This is a genomic window from Microbulbifer discodermiae (genome assembly GCF_040742695.1).
Taxonomy (GTDB): domain Bacteria; phylum Pseudomonadota; class Gammaproteobacteria; order Pseudomonadales; family Cellvibrionaceae; genus Microbulbifer.
Genome location: NZ_JBFLAB010000022.1, coordinates 33,213 through 50,100, shown reverse-complemented (window position 1 = coordinate 50,100; position 16,888 = coordinate 33,213). Strand labels below are relative to the sequence as shown.

Genomic DNA, 16,888 nt, shown 5'->3' with positions numbered 1-16,888 from the left:
CTCCCCCGCCTCAATCGATTAGCTTGGCCGGGATCACTTCACGCACCGTCTGCTTTTTGCCACCAAAGATATTGGTGCTGTCGTTGCCGGTGCTGCAGCCGTTGCCGAAACTGAAGCCGCAAGCGGATTTGATATCGTAGGCGTTTTCGGCGTAGGCCTTGTGGCTGGTGGGTACCACGAAGCGGTCCTCGTAGTTGGCCAGGGCCATATAGCGGTACATCTCTTCTACCTGGGCTACGGTCAGGTCAGCCTCTTCCAGCAGTTCGCGTTCCTGTATGCCATCCACATGGATGCCGCGCATATAGGCGCGCATCACAATCATGCGCTCCAGGGCGCGGGCCACTGGCTTCTCATCCCCGGCGGTAAGCAGGTTGGCCAGATACTGCAGCGGAATACGCAGGGTGGAGAGATCCGGGATCTCGGCACCGCGGCCCACGGTAACCGTCTCCACCTGGCCGGCCTGCACTGCGTTCTGGATTGGTGACAATGGCGGCACATACCAGACCATGGGCAATGTGCGGTACTCCGGGTGCAGCGGCAGGGCGATCTGCCAGTCGATGGCCATCTTGTACACCGGGGAGTTCTGCGCAGCTTCGAGCCAGGCTTCGGGGATACCCTCGGCGCGGGCAGCTTCCTGGACCTTGGGATCGCTGGGGTCGAGGAAAATATCGCACTGGGCCTGGTAGAGGGCTTTTTCGTCTTCTACCGCAGCGGCTTCTTCGATGCGGTCGGCGTCATAGAGCAGCACCCCCAGGTAGCGAATACGGCCCACACAGGTTTCGGAACAGATGGTGGGCTGGCCCGCCTCTATCCGCGGGTAGCAGAAGATACACTTCTCAGATTTACCGGTTTTCCAGTTGTAGTAGATTTTTTTGTAAGGGCAGGCGGACACACACATGCGCCAGCCGCGGCACTTGTCCTGGTCGATCAGGACAATGCCGTCCTCCTCACGCTTGTAGATGGCGCCGCTTGGGCAGCCCGCCACACAGGCGGGGTTGAGGCAGTGCTCGCAAAGCCGCGGCAGGTACATCATAAAGGTGTTTTCGAACTCACCGTAGATATTGGCCTGCACCTGCTCGAAGTTTTTGTCCTTTTTGCGCTTGTCGAATTCGGTACCGAGAATCTCCTCCCAGTTGGGACCCCATTCGATCTTCTCCATGCGCTCGCCGCTGATCAGCGAACGTGGGCGGGCCACCGGCTGGTGCTTCTGCTCCGGCGCCTTGTGCAATGTCTGGTAGTCGAAGTCGAAGGGCTCGTAGTAGTCGTCGATTTCCGGCATATCCGGGTTGGCAAAAATATTTGCCAGTACCCGGTGCTTGCTGCCGATCTTCGGCTGCAACTTGCCGTTTTTCTTGCGCTCCCAGCCGCCGTTCCACTTGTCCTGGTTTTCCCATTCCTTGGGATAGCCGACACCGGGTTTGGTCTCGACGTTATTGAACCAGGCGTACTCGACCCCCTCGCGGGAGGTCCAGACGTTTTTACAGGTCACCGAGCAGGTGTGGCAGCCGATACATTTATCGAGGTTCAGCACCATGCCGATCTGGGCTCTAACTTTCATTGCTACACCTCCTCTCGCGCCGGCGCTTTGGCATCTTCGCCATCCAGCCAGTCCACCTTGTTCATTTTTCTCACCACCACAAACTCATCCCGGTTACAGCCCACGGTGCCGTAGTAGTTAAAACCGTAGGACTGCTGGGCATAGCCGCCGATCATATGGGTGGGTTTCATCACCGCACGGGTTACGGAGTTGTGGATACCGCCGCGGGTGCCGGTGGTTTCCGCTCCCGGTGTATTCACGATGCGCTCCTGGGCGTGGTACATCATGGCCATGCCGTCCGGCACCCGCTGGGACACCACCGCGCGGGCGGCAATGGCGCCGTTGACGTTGAAGATTTCGATCCAGTCGTTGTCTTCAATAGCCGCTTGCTTGGCGTCGTTCTCACTCATCCACACGATGGGTCCTCCGCGGGACAGGGTGAGCATCAGCAGGTTGTCGGAGTAGGTGCTGTGGATGCCCCACTTCTGGTGCGGGGTGATCCAGTTCAGCAGGATCTCCTTGTTGCCATTCGGCTTCTGGTTCAGCACCGGCTGTACGGTTTTCAGGTTGATGGGCGGCTTGTACACACACATGGTCTCACCGAAGTCGCGCATCCACTCGTGATCCTGGTAGAACTGCTGGCGGCCGGTGATGGTGCGCCAGGGGATCAGCTCGTGCACATTGGTGTAGCCGGCGTTGTAGCTCACATGCTCATCTTCCAGGCCGGACCAGGTGGGCGAGGAAATGATCTTGCGGGGCTGCGCCACGATATCGGCGAAGCGGATCTTCTCGTCTTCCTTGGGCTTGGCCAGGTGAGTGTGATCGAGGCCGGTAATCTTGCCCAGGGCTTCCCAGGCCTTCACCGCCACCTGGCCGTTGGTTTCGGGGGCCAGTGACAGAATCATTTCGGCGGCATCCACGGCGCTGTCGATACGAGCGCGGCCGTCGCGGCTTGAATCCTCAGACCAGGTTCGGTTGAGCTTCTTGAGGAAGTCCACCTCGTCATCGGTATTCCAGCTGATACCCTTGCCGCCATTACCGAGTTTTTCCAGCAGCGGGCCGATAGAGGTAAAGCGGTTGTAAGTGTTGGGATAGTCCCGCTCCACCTCGATCATGCTCGGCGCGGTAACGCCGGGGATCAGGTCACACTCGCCCTTCCACCAGGCCTTCACCCCAAAGGGCTGGGCGATTTCGGTGGGGGTATCGTGGTGGATTGGCAGGGTCACCAAGTCCTTCTCCACCCCCAGGTGGCCGTCGGTCAGTTCGGAGAATTTCTTCGCCACACCTTTGAAGATGTCCCAGTCGCTGCGCGCTTCCCAGGCCGGGTCCACTGCTTTGGTGAGCGGGTGGATAAAGGGGTGCATGTCGGAGGTATTGAGATCGTCCTTCTCGTACCAGGTAGCCGTTGGCAGCACAATGTCGGAGTAGAGACAGGTGGTGGACATACGGAAGTCCAGTGTCACCAGCAGGTCCACCTTGCCCTCACTGGGGGTGTCATGCCAGGCCACATCTTTCGGCTTCTTGCCGCCGGCTTCGCCCAGGTCCTTACCCATCAGGCCGTGCTTGGTGCCGAGCAGGTGGCGCAGCATATACTCGTGGCCCTTACCGGAGGAACCCAGCAGGTTGGAGCGCCAGATAAACAGATTGCGCGGATAGTTCTGCGGGTTATCCGGGTCCTGGTTGGCGAACTTGAGCGCGCCGCGCTTGAGCTGCTGCACCGTGTAATCCTTGGCGGACATACCCACAGCGGTGGCATCTTTGGTCAGCTGCAGAGGGTTCATACCCAGCTGCGGCGCTGAGGGCAGCCAGCCCATACGCTCGGCGCGGCTGTTGTAATCGATAATAGAAGCCTGCCATTTGCTCTTGTCGGCCAATGGCGAAACCACTTCGTCCATCTCCAACTTCTCGTAGCGCCATTGGCTGGCGTGGTTGTAGAAGAAGGAGGTGCCGTTCATATGGCGCGGCGGACGCTGCCAGTCGAGGCCGAAAGCGAGGGGGGTCCAGCCGGTTTGCGGGCGCAGTTTTTCCTGCCCCACATAGTGGGCCCAGCCACCGCCGCTCTGGCCGATACAACCGCACATCATCAACATATTGATGAGGCCACGGTAGTTCATATCCATGTGGTACCAGTGGTTGAGGGCGGCACCCACAATCACCATGGAGCGTCCACGGGTTTTGTCAGCGGTGTTGGCGAACTCGCGCGCTACCTGGATGACATTCTCGCGACGACAGCCGGTCACCTTTTCCTGCCAGGCGGGTGTGTAGGGCTTGTCTTCGTCGTAGCTGTGAGCGCAGTTGGGGTCGTCGAGACCGTGCTCTACGCCGTAGTTGGCCAGGGTCAGATCGTAGACGCTAGCGACTTTGAGTACCTCGCCGTCTTTGTTCTGCACAAACTTCACCGGCACCTTGTAGTCGATCACATCGCTGTGGTCGGTGTGCTGGAAATAGTCGTGCTCGTGGGTCTGGCCACCAAAGTATGGGAAGGCCACCTGGGCGATCTCATCGGCGCAGTCTTTCAGGCTGAGTTTCAACTCCACTTCTTCGCCACTGAGTCCATCGCGCTGTTCGATATTCCATTTTCCCTGCTCGCCCCAGCGGTAACCTACGGAACCCTGGGGGGAAACCAGTTGGCCATCGCAATTGACGGCGATAGTCTTCCATTCCGGATTGTTGTCCTGGCCGAGGTCATCCGCCAGGTCGGAGGCGCGCAGGAAGCGGCCCTGTGTCAGCTTGCCGTTGTGCTCTTCCAGGGTCACCAGCATCGGCATATCGGTGGTGGTGCGCACATACTCGGTGAAGTAGGCGCTGGGCTTGTCGACGTGGAATTCTTTCAGGATCACATGGCCGAAGGCCATGGCCAGGGCCGCATCGGTACCCTGGCGCGGTGCCAGCCAGGTGTCGCCAAACTTGGAGCACTCGGAGTAGTCGGAGGTGATTACGCAGGTCTTGGCACCCTTGTATCGCACCTCGCTGAGGAAGTGCGCATCCGGGGTACGGGTCTGGGGCACATTGGAACCCCACACGATCAGGTAGTTGGAGTTGTACCAGTCGGCGGATTCGGGCACGTCGGTCTGCTCGCCCCAAATCTGCGGAGAGGCGGGCGGCAGGTCGCAGTACCAATCGTAGAAACTCAGGCAATTGCCACCGATCAATGACAGATAGCGGGCACCGGCGGCGTAGGAGACCATGGACATGGCGGGAATCGGCGAGAAGCCGGTTACCCGGTCGGGTCCGTATTGCTTGGTGGTGTAGACGTTGGCAGCGGCGATCAGCTCATTGGCTTCATCCCATTTGATCCGCACAAAGCCACCCATTCCCCGGCGCTCTTTGTAGGACCTGGCCTTGGCCGGGTCCTCCACAATGCTGGCCCAGGCTTCTACCGGATCACTGTGCCTTAACTTGGCTTCGCGCCAGAGTTTTACCAGGCGTTTGCGGATCTTCGGGTACTTGAGGCGGTTGGCCGAGTACATGTACCAGGAGTAGCTGGCACCGCGCGGGCAGCCTCGGGGCTCGTGGTTGGGCAGGTCTGGGCGGGTGCGCGGATAATCGGTCTGCTGGGTTTCCCAAGTGACCAGGCCGTCTTTCACATAAATTTTCCAGCTGCAGGAACCGGTACAGTTCACCCCGTGGGTGGAGCGCACTATCTTGTCAAACTGCCAGCGGCGGCGGTAGCCATCTTCCCAGCTGCGGTCATCGTCGGTTTTTTCACCGTGTTCCCCGGAAAAGGGCTCTTTGTGTTTTTTCAGGTATTTCAGTTGGTCCAGGAAATGGCTCATGCGGTACTCCCAGGGCATCGAAATGCGGTTAAAGCATCGGTTTGGGGGGAATATAAAAGGCCCCCCGGAGGGGATCACCTGACCAAAAAGGGGTAGAAATGCGGCCAACTACCCCCGAGGAGGTAGTGAAAGTGGGTTGGTGGACGACCGGTATTGTGTTGGGAGCCACTATTGGCAAGAGCGGCGATCAAAAAACAGCCTAAAGGTCGATTTTTGTGCGAAACTGGCGGTCTTTGGTGGTACTCACTACTTTGAACCGCTGCGGGCGGCACAATAGGAATCTCCGACCACAGCCGCCCGGGAGCAGAGTGAAGCGGATATGCTGAACCGAATCCGACAATCCATCGTCTACCGCATCGGCACGCTTATGCTGCTCACCGTGCTGGTGGCCCTGAGTTCCATGATGGCCTCGTATATTATTTCCGATGCCGCCGGGAATGACGCCGCTGTGGTGAACCTGGCCGGCTCCCTGCGCGCCATGAGCTACCGGCTGGCAGCTACCGCACCTTCCGGCGACATACAGGCCACCGATGAGCTGGCGGACGAGGTGGCACAGCGCCTGGCAAGGGTGCTGAGCATTTCCGATTTCAGTACCGGCGACAATCTGCGCGCAGCGCGTCACTACAACAAGGTGATGCATAGCTGGGAGGAAGAAATACGGCCGCTGCTGCACTCGGTCGCGGGCGGCCACACCGATATGGACTCCCTGCAACTGGCCAGCCGCCTGGAACCCTTTATTGACGACGTAAACACCCTGGTGTTCGACTACCAGACTATCGCCGAAGAGAAGATCAATTTGCTCCGCCTGGTACAGGTGGCTTCCCTCTTCGCCATAGTGGCATTGGTGTACCTGTCCCTGTATATACTCCACCGCTCGGTGGAACAGCCCCTCAAGCAACTCACCAACCGTTCCCTGAGTATTGCCCAGGGAGATTTCAATCAGCACCGACTGGAAATCGACAGCAAGGACGAGCTGGGCGTGCTGGCACGCACCATCAACTATATGAGTGACGAGATCCACGCTACCCAGCGGGACCTGGCCCACCGGGTCGAACTGAAGACCGCGCAACTGCAAAAGAGCCACGAGGCGCTGGACTTCCAGTACCGACTCGCGCGGCGTATCGGCGAAGGGCCCCTGGCCGGGGCGGAATTGGAGCAGTGGCTGAAGGAGTTCGCGAGTGTGGCCGATCTGGACAACCTGGACCTGTGTCTGATGACCCCGGAGGGCGAGTCCCCTTACGAGCATCTGGTGCAGGGGCACGGCAGCAGCCAGTGCACAGGTAGTGATTGCACCTCGTGTGTAAGCCACTGTGGCGCTTCTGATGATGGTGAATTCCGCGTCTACCGCTTTCCCCTGGAAGTGGACAGGCGCAACTACGGCGTGCTGATGTGTACTCTGCCGAGTGGCAACAGTCTGGACGATGAACAACAGCAGCGCCTGGGCACTTTCTCCGACAGTGTTACCGCCGCCATCGCCATTAACGAGCGCGAGGCCCAGGAAAGGCGCGTTGCCCTGCTGGATGAGCGCGCCATTATCGCGCGGGAACTGCACGATTCTCTGGCGCAGTCTCTCTCCTACCTGAAAATCCAGGTAACCCGGCTCAACCGCGCCAACCGCCGCGAGCAAGTGGACAGGGTTGCAGTGGAGGAAATCATCGCGGAACTGAAACAGGGTCTGGATGCCTCCTACCGCCAGTTGCGCGAGCTGCTCACCACCTTCCGCCTGCAGATAGGCCCCGGTGGCCTGCGCGATATCCTGGAGCAATCCATCCTCGCCTATCGCGAACAGCACCCGCAAATTACTGTCCTGCTGGACTATCACCTGGACGAGGTGCCCCTCACCCCCCACGAGGAAATCCACCTGCTGCAACTGGTGCGCGAAGCCTCGCAAAATGCGGTCTATCACTCCCAGGGGAACATGGTGCAGATCAGCCTGACCCAGGCCGAAGACCAGTCCCTGAATGTCCGCATCCGCGACAATGGCATCGGTATCAGCAGTGCGCCGGAAAAGCGTAACCACTTCGGCATGTCTATCATGCAGGAACGTGCCAGCAACCTGAGCGGTGAGTTGGAAATCTGCCGGCGCGCTGAAGGTGGCACTGAGGTGCGGTTCAATTTTATTCCTCACTATGCCCGCGAGCGGGAGCTGGTGTGGCGGCAGCAGGGCCAACTCAGTTAGTGTCAACAGGCCCTAAGACTTTTCGTTGCGCAATATCAGCTCCAACGACACCTTGGCAGCGTCGGAGCTTTGGCAAAAGCCCTTTTCGGATTTCCGGTCATCTGGAGCAACCTATACGGCTGGCTGCGGTCAGAGTTTTGAGCCCCTTCTCATGTTGACGTCCCAAGACCACAGTCTAGGGCATAGCTAAATTTTCGTTAGATTTCAATTTCTGCATTTCTAGAGGCCACGCCCACACCTCCGGCTTTGAGTTTTTTGATTACTTTCCCCTCTCTCGACAAAACCACCTTTATACAGCTGGGAGAAGCTGGCTGCATTGAGTACCCCTGCTCAATATAGAATATTTCTTTATTCAATTTCATTTGGTCATGCAGAAAACATGCAAGAGGGCCCGCGGCCATACCTGTGGCTGACTCCTCTTTAATGCCGTAATGCGGCGCAAACATCCGTGTACTCGCATCCCTGTTGCTGCTATTGGTTTCCAGGCTAAAAATATAGAAACCAATGAGGTTGTATTTTTCAGACATCTCTGCAATCTTTGTGTAAGATGGAGTGAGGCTCTGTAAGTCTTTGAGCGTTTTTGTTCCTAAAATTAAAAAAGAATTCCCTGTGCTTACAATGGCAGGAGGTGAGATTGTGCGACTCTCATTTATACCTAAAATTTGGCATATGTCGGATATGTTGGGAGCTGTGTCAGCATATTTTGGTTTCGCTTGCTCCATATAAACGAAATCTCCCAACACCTCTATAGCTCTGTTTCCATCAATTGTTTCTTTAGAGGTCTGTTGGTTTTTCACCAGGCCAAGCTGAGATAGAAGGCTAAATGTTGCGATGGTTGCATGCCCACAATGGGCTATTTGTTTATGCGGTGTATAAAAATCAAGTTTAAAATCAGCGCTATCTGATTTTGAAACAAAAGCGGTTTCAGAGAGACCTACTTGGCGGGCTAGCTCAAGTTTCTGCTTGCCAGACAGTCGGTCAGCATCGAGAACCACGCCAGCAGGATTGCCTCCTTTTCTGCCATCCACAAAAGCATTCACGATTATAACCTTTACTTTCATTTATCCACTCCTGTCAATAAGATGAAAATAAGGTTAGCAATCTAGACTATGCTCTATGTCAAGCGCTTTTAAGTCTAAAAATTTTGTTTTCTGTAACTGCTATGTAGTGTTCAATATTCTCTTGCTGTGCAAGCAGGTGTTTCAAGTGTTCTTTCAGGAGCGCTACACAGGCAGCGTTTTCATTTGCATAGAAAGCTTTTGTGTACTCTTTAATTTTATTCAAAGACATCCCTGAGCTTTTCATGCAAGAGATCCAGTTCAGTATCTCCAAATCCCTGGAGTCATAGGTTCTGTGGCCACTCGTATCCTTGGCAGGTTTTTTGATTAAACCTTGTTTTTCATAATATCTGATCGTATGAATACCCAGGCCTGTCTTGCTGCTCACTGTCCCTATTTTCATTATGATCTCACCTTCGGATTAGCACCATGCTCATAGCGAGCGCTTGATCCTAAACAACCCGTTTGGCAAAGGTTACTGTGGCTTTATTTAGATTTTCTTGTCCACGCTGCTTCCCAGGGCCTGATCGTATTAGTTATTGTACCCATTATTGGCGCGAAAAATGTTTTTCAATATAGGCTCTGACACTATTGCTTGCCTTGGTGCTAGCAATCCAGCAGATCGCACAGAGAAGGCGGCATTATAGGGTTGCTGGTCGGCGGAAGCCCGTGACAACCAACCAGCTGCCCCATACAGTTGCGCCAGGGTTTTCAGAATGACTACCTTAGCGGGCGTGGAAGCCCGCTTCGGTAATGGAGCAATTCCATCTTCGACTAAGTCGAACAGCACCCGCAGGCCATCAGCTTGCAGGATTATCCTCTGGCGAGGTGCCTCTCCCAACGCAAGGAAGTCCATTTGCCGCAGTTATTGCGGGCCTCACGGTAACCACCAATCATCCCGATTAGTGAAAAAACACATTGAACAGCAGGCCGGCGAGAATCGCCATACCAAAGATCACCAGCAGGAAGGCCACGATCATGGGTTTGCGGAACAGCGACTTCAGCAGAATCACTTCGGTCAGGCTGGCGCCGGCGCTACCGATGATCAGCGCCATCACGGCTCCCATTCCCATACCTTTTGCCAGCAGCGCCGCGGACAGGGGAATCACCGCTTCCGCGCGTATGTACAGCGGCACACCGATCACCGCGGCCAGGGGCACCGCCAGCGGGTTGTCCGCCCCGGCGTATTTGGCGATCAGCTCGGCGGGCATAAAACCGTAGGTAAAGGCGCCGATGGAAATCCCCAGCAGCAGGTAGGGCATTACCCCCTTGAACTGGCTCCAGGTCTCGGCCCAGACCCGCGCCCAGCGGTTGTCCGGTGCGGCGATCGCGGCGGCACCGCCGCCACAGGCAGTGGCTGAGCCGGTTGTGTCCCTACCCTCACCACAGCTCGACACGGGTGCGGCACTATCCGCTGCGCCATTGGCGCCGCCACAACCGGTGGCAGTTTTGCCGTTCAATAACTCCGGGCGTATATAGCGGGCGAAGCGCATTTTCTCCAGCAGGTAACCGGCGGTTACGGAAACCGTCAGGGCGATGGCTGCATAAGCCAGCGTGACGTTTAGACCGAAGGTGGCCAGGAACAGCCCGATGATAATGGGGTTCAGCAGCGGCGAGGTGAACAGGAAGGTGACCGTGGGTCCAAATCCGGCACGGGCCTTCAGCAAGCCGGTCAGCATGGGAATGGTGGAGCAACTGCAAAAGGGGGTTACACCACCGAGCAGGGCAGCGGAGAAGTAGCCCCTGCCGTTCTTGGAACTCAGGATCGACTGGATTTTACCCGCGGGCAACAGCTCCTGGATTACACCGACAATAAAGCTGATCACCAGAAACAGCGCGGTCAGTTCGACCCCCAGAAGGGCGAACATTCCCAGCGCTTCCTCCAGCATCGCAAGGGTCTCGGGAGACATGACAATACCTCGATATTTCTAGACTAATGGAAATATATTATCGCAGTCTTTTTGCCGATGCAAGATACTTCTGGTAATGTCGAAATATACCGATTGACCGGGGATTCCCTATGCAGGCCGAAACCGTCGCCACACGCTTCGCGGAGCTGGGCCATATCACCCGCCTGGAGATATTCCGTTTGCTGGTCAGGGGCGGGCGGCAGGGGATACCCGTGGGTGAGATTCAGGCGGCCCTGGGCGTGCCTGGCTCCACCCTATCCCACCATATCAACCGGCTGGTATCTGTGGGCCTGGTGGAGCAGCGGCGGGAGGGGCGAACCCTGTATTGTGTGCCCCAGTACCAGGCCCTGTTCGGACTGATTGAGTTTCTGCAGGAGGAGTGCTGTGTGGATGAAAGGCCCGGGCGGGACCAGTGAGTCGCGGTGCTTTGTCCCCACGGGCAGACACCTCCCCGGCCCTCTGGTTCGCGGCTCAGCGCCGCTCCACCCGACTACCCACAATGAACCCGGCTGCTCGCTTGTGGCAGTAATGACGGCCGCTTATATTGGCGGTTGTTTTTTGCGAGTCGGCAACCGCCGGCCGCACTGAGCTGACTCCGCTGCAACCGGGGGGAGAGCCGTTTGGACTGGTTGAAAACACTGCACGTTACCCTGGCCGGGGCGTCCTTTGCAGGCTTTCTGCTGCGCACCGGTGGCGCGCTGGCAGCGGCTGCCTGGGTACGGGCGCGGTTCGCACGCACTGTGCCCCACCTGCTGGATACGGCACTTTTTATCTCGGCGCTGGCGCTGCTTGCCCGCCTGCACTGGCTTCCACTGCAGCAGCCGTGGCTGCTGGCAAAGCTGGGCGCATTGGTGGGATATATTATCTTTGGGGTTATCACTCTGCGCGCCGCCACCAACAACCGGGTGCGGCTGCTGGCGGCGCTCGCCGCCTGTGGCTGTTTCCTGTATATGCTGGGGGCGGCAATAACCAAATCGCCCTGGCCGTTTAGCTGAAGCGTCGCTATGGCCAGGCCGTTGCGCAGGCGCAAACCGGACAGGGTCAGTGCCATGCGCGCCCTTATCGGCAGGGCCCGCAGTAGCTTCCCCTTCTCCCTCCCCGCGGCGCAGCTGTGCGCCGGACCCTGCCGTGGCTGTGCGAAAAAACTTCTGGAATTTATCGATCTGGAGCTGTGGCACTGGGAGCAGCGCCTGGCTGCGGGCGAGGTGCCGAGCTTCGGTGACCTGGCCGCGCTGGGCAAGTGCTGCCGCCGCGTCCAGGCGGCGCTGGCGGCGAACGGTTTGCTGACACTGTCACCCGGGGCCGGTGAAAATGTGGCGGCCGGCTGACCGCTCAGGTCAAAGCTCAGCCCGGATGGCCGTCCGGGCGCGCCCGAAACAGCATTGGGGTGTAATAGCGCAGAAACAGGGCGTAACCCAGCACCCAGGCCGCCACCGCCAGGAGGAAACCCGCCGGGGCCGGGGCCCAGAAGATGCGCGCCAGGGCCGAGATCACCAGGGCGGCGAATGCGACCGGCATCAGGGCCGGTGCCGACAGCTTGTGGCCTGTGTGGCCCAGGCTGACGCGGCTGATCATGGACAGAATCAGGCCGCCGATGCCACCCACTGCGAAAGCGTGTATTGCTGCACTCTGGGTACCGGGCCCCACCCCGCTCCAGGCCGAAGCGGCGAGAAAAAAGCCCAGTATCACCAGCCAGTAACTGACCTGCAGTGACCACACCAGTGGTTCGCGCCAGATCTCGCGGCAATACCAGCGGTATGCGCGCACCAGTTGCAGTAGCCCCAGCACCAATGCCAGCAGCGCCCAGACTGGCTTGGGCAGACCGCCGGCCACCGCAAGTAGCAGGAGCACCATTGCCAACTGTGTGCCCGTCTCGACCACCGCCAGCTTGTCCGCCTGCACCACTTGGAAGCGCCGCGCGGTAAAGAAGGGGATCACCCGTCCCCCGATCACCAGGATAATTCCCGTCACCAGCAGCAGGGTTAACAGGGCCGCGTGTCCCTGCCGGGCCGGCAGCAGCCAGTGGTAGGCGGCCAGTCCGGCAAAAGCCAGCAGGGCCGGCAGCACAAACAGGTTGCGCCACTGTCTGACGCGTAAAACCCGCCCTCCCAGCATGACCGCCGCAAGCAGGAAAAAAGTGCTCTCCGCCACCACCGGCATCCAGATGGGCACTGGTGCAAACAGGTAGCCCAGCCGCGCTAGCAGCCACAGAGCCACCAGCAGAATCAGCTGGGTGCCCCGGGGGGAGGGAATGCCGGTCCAGGTCTGCATGGCGGTGCCGAGAAACCCCACCACCACTGCGGCGGCAAAGCCGAACAGCATTTCATGCGCATGCCATGTGATGCCGCCGCGCAGTGCCGGCAGATGCCAGCCGGAGAGTTGTGCCTGCCATACGATCAGCGCGAAGATACTCCACGCGGCGGCACTCCAGAAAAACGGTCGAAACGGCATACGCCAGATCGGCGCTATGGCCTCTTCGCGACCGCGATCAAGGATTTGCATCATTCCTGTCCTCTCTCTGGCCCGGAAAAACAAACGGAGAGGCAGAGCCTCCCCGAAAACGCCCTGGGCTGCAAGCTGCACCGGTCACGGATTGTAGAATTCCCCGTTGCGGCGCAGGTAGTACCAGTAGTTGATCACCAGGCACAGAGCGTAAAAGACCGCAAAGCCCACCAGCGCATACTCGGGGGTAGTGGCCTTGATCTGTTCGCCGAACACCTTGGGGATATAAAAGGCACCATAGGCGGCCACCGCGGAGGTCCATCCCAGTACCGGGCCCGCCTGTTCCTTCGGAAAGACCATGGCGATGGTGCGGAAAGTCGAGCCGTTGCCGATACCGGTGGCCGCGAACAGCACCAGGAACAACAGGAAGAAGGGCAGGAAAAACTCTTCCGGAGTGGCTGAGTTGTAAGCCGCCTTCATGTAGTAGGCCGCAGCCAGAGCGCTCACCACCATGGCTATGGCGCATACCTGGGTGACCAGGGCACCGCCGATGCGGTCGGCGATCCAGCCACCTACCGGGCGGATGAGGGCGCCGATAAAGGGGCCCATCCAGGCGTACATCAACGCGCTGGGACCATTATCGTTGATGGTATCGTGGGTCATGACACCATCCACCATCACGTGGCTGTATCCGAAGATCACCTTGATGGCCAGCGGGAAAGCTGCCGCAAAGCCGATGAAGCTGCCGAAAGTCATGGTGTAGATGACGCTCATGGCCCAGGTGTGTTTATTGTTGAAAATACGGTACTGGCGATTGAGGCTGGATCGGATGTCGCCGGGGATCAGCTTGAGGCCGAATACTGTGGCCGCTATCACCAGCACCAGTACGATTTCCTTGGGCACTCCCCAGCCGGAACCGTTGGCCGCCTGCGGCAGCAACAGCCACAAACCGACAATAGCAGTGACGAAGCCAATACCCAGCATCAGGGTCATCTTGACCATGGACATCAGCGCATTGCCCACGTCCGGGGAGACTTCCTCGGTGCGCAGATTGTTCATCCCCAGCCAGCCCACCACCGCCAGCGGGACAAGCAACAGCAGCCATACAAAACCGGCGTTCTGAATCCAGGCATCGGAGCCCGCCGGCACCTTGCCGATCAGGGAGCCGGAACTGCTCACCAGAGTCATGGGATCACCGCCGGCCGCGCCAAAGGCACCGAAGGTCATAAACAGAGGTACCAGGATCTGCATGGTGGTTACGCCGAAGTTGCCCAGACCCGCATTCAGGCCAAGCGCCAGCCCCTGTTTTTCCTTGGGAAAAAAGAAACTGATGTTGGACATGGAGCTGGCGAAGTTGCCGCCGCCGATACCGGACAGCAGCGCCAGCAGTTGGAAAACCCACAGCGGAGTCTCTTTGTTTTGCAGCGCAATACCGGCGCCCAGAGCGGGAATCATCAGCAGCGCGGTGGTGAATACGATGGTGTTGCGGCCGCCGAACAGGCGAATGAAAAAACTGCTGGGAATACGCAGTGTCGCGCCGGTCAGGCCGGCAATTGCCATCAGTGTGAACAGACCTGCCTTGGCGAAGGGAAAGCCGAGGTTCAGCATCTGGACCGTGATAATGCCCCAGTAAAGCCATACGGCGAAGCCGCACAGCAGGCTCGGAATAGAGATCCACAGATTGCGGTTAGCAATTTTTTTGCCCCTGGACTGCCAGAAGCGGCTGTCTTCAGGGCTCCATTCGTATATGTCGGACACAGTGGCCACTCCTGTCGAAAGTTTTTGTGCTGCCACTATGATCCGCCTTCGGCCACCCCTCAATTACCATCAGTAAGTAACCCTTTTTGCCCTAGTCGACTGCGGCTTAATCCTTTGTGGGTAGGCACGAATACGGGTTGCCTGTGGTAAAGTCATCAGTCGAATCGATTAACCCGGCGCTCGAATCAACTGTCGGGTTACCAGCACAGGTTTTGCAGGTACCGCCATGTCCCAAGCCGCAACTGTCATGATGGTTGATGACCATCCGCTGTTTCGCAAAGGTCTGAAGCAATTGTTCGCCATGGAGCCCTGTCTGGAACTGGTCGCGGAGGCCAGTAGTGGCGAAGAGGCACTGGAGCTGGCCGGGCGCTACGAGCCCGACATCATCTTGCTGGATCTGAATATGCGCGGTATGGATGGTCTCGACACACTCCGCGCCATGCGCGCCGCCGACATCACCTCGCGCATAGTGATGCTGACGGTGTCCGACAATAATGCCGACGTGGTGTCCTGTATCCGCGCCGGTGCCGATGGCTATCTGCTCAAGGACATGGAACCCGAGGACATTCTCGACCAGGTCATAGAGGCCACCCACGGCAGACTCGCCATCAGCCAAAGGCTCACTGAAATTCTGGCTTCGGCGCTGCGCAAGCCGGATAACTCCGGTGCCGATGCCCTTTCCACCCTCACCAGCCGCGAATACCAGATACTGCAATTAATTGCCGATGGTCTCAGCAACAAATTGATCGCCCGCGAATTGGGCATCAGCGATGCCACGGTGAAAGTGCACGTAAAACACCTGTTGAAAAAACTCGGTATGCGCTCCCGGGTGGAAGCGGCCGTATGGATGGTCAACCAGAAACGGCCCGAATCCGATTGACCGGGGAGCAACCGATGGCAGATTGCTGTAGCCAAACGGGCCTGATGCCAATTGAGTCCGCCCGCGCCAGACTGCTGGACTCGCTGACTGCTGTCGACGGAACCGAAACGGTGCCGCTGGACCGGGCCCCGGGCCGTATCCTGACCCGACCCATTCAATCTGCCGTCGACCTGCCCCCCGGTGACAACTCGGCGATGGACGGCTATGCGGTGCAGTATGCGGATCTCAGCCATCGCAAACCCCTGGAGCTGATTGGCCGCGCCTTTGCCGGTGAACCCTACGCCGGCAGGGTCAATCCCGGAACCTGTGTGCGCATCATGACCGGCGCGCTGGTGCCGGCTGGCGCCGATACCATTGTGATGCAGGAGCAGGTGGAGGCCGACGCCGAATCGATTTTTGTGAGCGGTGAGGTTCGCCAGGGCGATCACATCCGTCGCCGCGGCGAGGATGTGGGTCGGGGCCAGGAACTACTGGCCGCCGGCACACGCATATCCGTAGCCCATGTCGCCCTGCTGGCCGCCGCCGGTATCGGCGCCGTCGAGGTAAGGCGCAGGCCGGTAATCGCGCTCCTCTCCACCGGCGATGAGTTGTGTCAACCGGGAGAAACCCTGGCTGAGGGGCATATTTACGACAGCAACCGTATCGCTTTGAGGGCGGCGCTGGCGGAAATGGGCCTGGAGGTTCTGGACCTGGGTATAGTGCCGGACGACAGGCCGGCCATAGGTGCCGCCTTGGAGCGCGCGGCCCGGGAGGCCGACGCCGTCATCACCTCCGGCGGTGTATCCGTGGGCCAGGCGGACTATACCCGGGAACTGTTGCAGGAGCTGGGCCAGATCGATTTCTGGAAAGTGGCGATGAAACCCGGCAAACCCTTTGCCTTCGGGCACCTGATGGGCAAACCCCTGTTCGGCTTGCCGGGCAATCCGGTATCGGCGCTGGTCACCTTTTACCAGCTGGTTGTGCCCGCCCTGACCCTGATGCAGGGTGGCCGCTGGAAGGGCCCCGCGACCCTGGCCGCCAAATTGCTCAAGCCGCTGAAGAAAAAGCCCGGGCGCACGGACTTCCAGCGCGGCAGCTTTCACAGCGACGCCTGCGGAAGCCTGCTGGTGGAACCGGTGGCAACCCAGGGCAGCCACATACTCTCAGGGCTGGCCGCCGCTAACTGCTTTATCGTGCTGGGCCGGGACAGCGGCAATGCGGAAGCCGGCGAAATTGTCTCCATCGAACCCTTTCGGGCGCCGCTGGGCTGAATCCCGGCAGTCGGTCAAGGTATAGGCGCCTTTTTCTTCCATTCTCCCACCAAAGAAACTGCCCTTTTCAGCCATAGACGTGTCCAGGGACTAAACTG

The 16,888-nt window shown here is 58.7% G+C and carries 13 protein-coding genes; 6 read left to right on the top strand and 7 right to left on the bottom strand.

What is annotated here, in order from left to right; genetic code table 11:
- Positions 1-10: 10 nt before the first annotated feature.
- Positions 11-1,558, bottom strand: a complete 1,548-nt coding sequence (gene narH / locus AB1S50_RS09940; RefSeq protein WP_367150472.1) for a nitrate reductase subunit beta — start codon at positions 1,556-1,558, stop codon at positions 11-13.
- 2 nt (positions 1,559-1,560) lie between these two features.
- On the bottom strand, positions 1,561-5,313 hold the full coding sequence (locus AB1S50_RS09935) for a nitrate reductase subunit alpha (RefSeq protein ID WP_367150471.1): 3,753 nt from the start codon (positions 5,311-5,313) through the stop codon (positions 1,561-1,563).
- Between the two features lie 319 nt (positions 5,314-5,632).
- On the opposite strand from AB1S50_RS09935, the gene AB1S50_RS09930 reads away from it, so the two are divergent.
- Entirely contained in the window at positions 5,633-7,492 is a 1,860-nt protein-coding gene (locus tag AB1S50_RS09930; RefSeq protein WP_367150470.1) for an ATP-binding protein, read from the top strand.
- 197 nt (positions 7,493-7,689) lie between these two features.
- On the opposite strand, the gene AB1S50_RS09925 is transcribed toward AB1S50_RS09930, so the two are convergent.
- From AB1S50_RS09925 to AB1S50_RS09915, 3 genes are all read right to left on the bottom strand, one after another.
- The gene (locus tag AB1S50_RS09925; protein WP_367150469.1) at positions 7,690-8,553 is read right to left on the bottom strand and encodes a PhzF family phenazine biosynthesis protein; all 864 of its coding nucleotides are present in this window, start codon (positions 8,551-8,553) and stop codon (positions 7,690-7,692) included.
- Between the two features lie 58 nt (positions 8,554-8,611).
- The gene (locus AB1S50_RS09920; protein WP_367150468.1) at positions 8,612-8,953 is read right to left on the bottom strand and encodes a MerR family transcriptional regulator; all 342 of its coding nucleotides are present in this window, start codon (positions 8,951-8,953) and stop codon (positions 8,612-8,614) included.
- Positions 8,954-9,452: 499 nt separating this feature from the next.
- Positions 9,453-10,460 (bottom strand): permease, encoded by a 1,008-nt coding sequence (locus AB1S50_RS09915; RefSeq protein WP_367150467.1) that lies wholly within the window; start codon positions 10,458-10,460, stop codon positions 9,453-9,455.
- A gap of 110 nt (positions 10,461-10,570) precedes the next feature.
- Between AB1S50_RS09915 and AB1S50_RS09910 the strand changes: the two genes are divergently transcribed.
- From AB1S50_RS09910 to AB1S50_RS09900, 3 genes are all read left to right on the top strand, one after another.
- Complete coding sequence (locus AB1S50_RS09910) at positions 10,571-10,876, top strand: ArsR/SmtB family transcription factor (RefSeq protein ID WP_367150466.1); 306 nt, start codon at positions 10,571-10,573, stop codon at positions 10,874-10,876.
- Positions 10,877-11,080: 204 nt separating this feature from the next.
- Positions 11,081-11,455 carry a SirB2 family protein gene (locus AB1S50_RS09905; RefSeq protein ID WP_367150465.1) on the top strand — a complete coding sequence of 125 codons (375 nt, stop codon included), beginning with the start codon at positions 11,081-11,083 and terminating at the stop codon, positions 11,453-11,455.
- Positions 11,456-11,464: 9 nt separating this feature from the next.
- Entirely contained in the window at positions 11,465-11,788 is a 324-nt protein-coding gene (locus AB1S50_RS09900; RefSeq protein ID WP_367150464.1) for a hypothetical protein, read from the top strand.
- A gap of 16 nt (positions 11,789-11,804) precedes the next feature.
- On the opposite strand, the gene AB1S50_RS09895 is transcribed toward AB1S50_RS09900, so the two are convergent.
- Positions 11,805-12,965 (bottom strand): NnrS family protein, encoded by a 1,161-nt coding sequence (locus tag AB1S50_RS09895; RefSeq protein ID WP_367150463.1) that lies wholly within the window; start codon positions 12,963-12,965, stop codon positions 11,805-11,807.
- 81 nt (positions 12,966-13,046) lie between these two features.
- Positions 13,047-14,660, bottom strand: a complete 1,614-nt coding sequence (locus AB1S50_RS09890) for an MFS transporter (RefSeq protein ID WP_367150462.1) — start codon at positions 14,658-14,660, stop codon at positions 13,047-13,049.
- A 226-nt stretch (positions 14,661-14,886) separates the two neighbouring features.
- Here AB1S50_RS09890 and narL point away from each other — a divergent pair, with 226 nt between their 5' ends.
- Both narL and moeA read left to right on the top strand, forming a co-directional pair.
- Positions 14,887-15,540 (top strand): two-component system response regulator NarL, encoded by a 654-nt coding sequence (narL, locus tag AB1S50_RS09885; RefSeq protein ID WP_367150461.1) that lies wholly within the window; start codon positions 14,887-14,889, stop codon positions 15,538-15,540.
- A gap of 14 nt (positions 15,541-15,554) precedes the next feature.
- On the top strand, positions 15,555-16,790 hold the full coding sequence (gene moeA / locus AB1S50_RS09880) for a molybdopterin molybdotransferase MoeA (RefSeq protein ID WP_367150460.1): 1,236 nt from the start codon (positions 15,555-15,557) through the stop codon (positions 16,788-16,790).
- Positions 16,791-16,888: the final 98 nt, after the last annotated feature.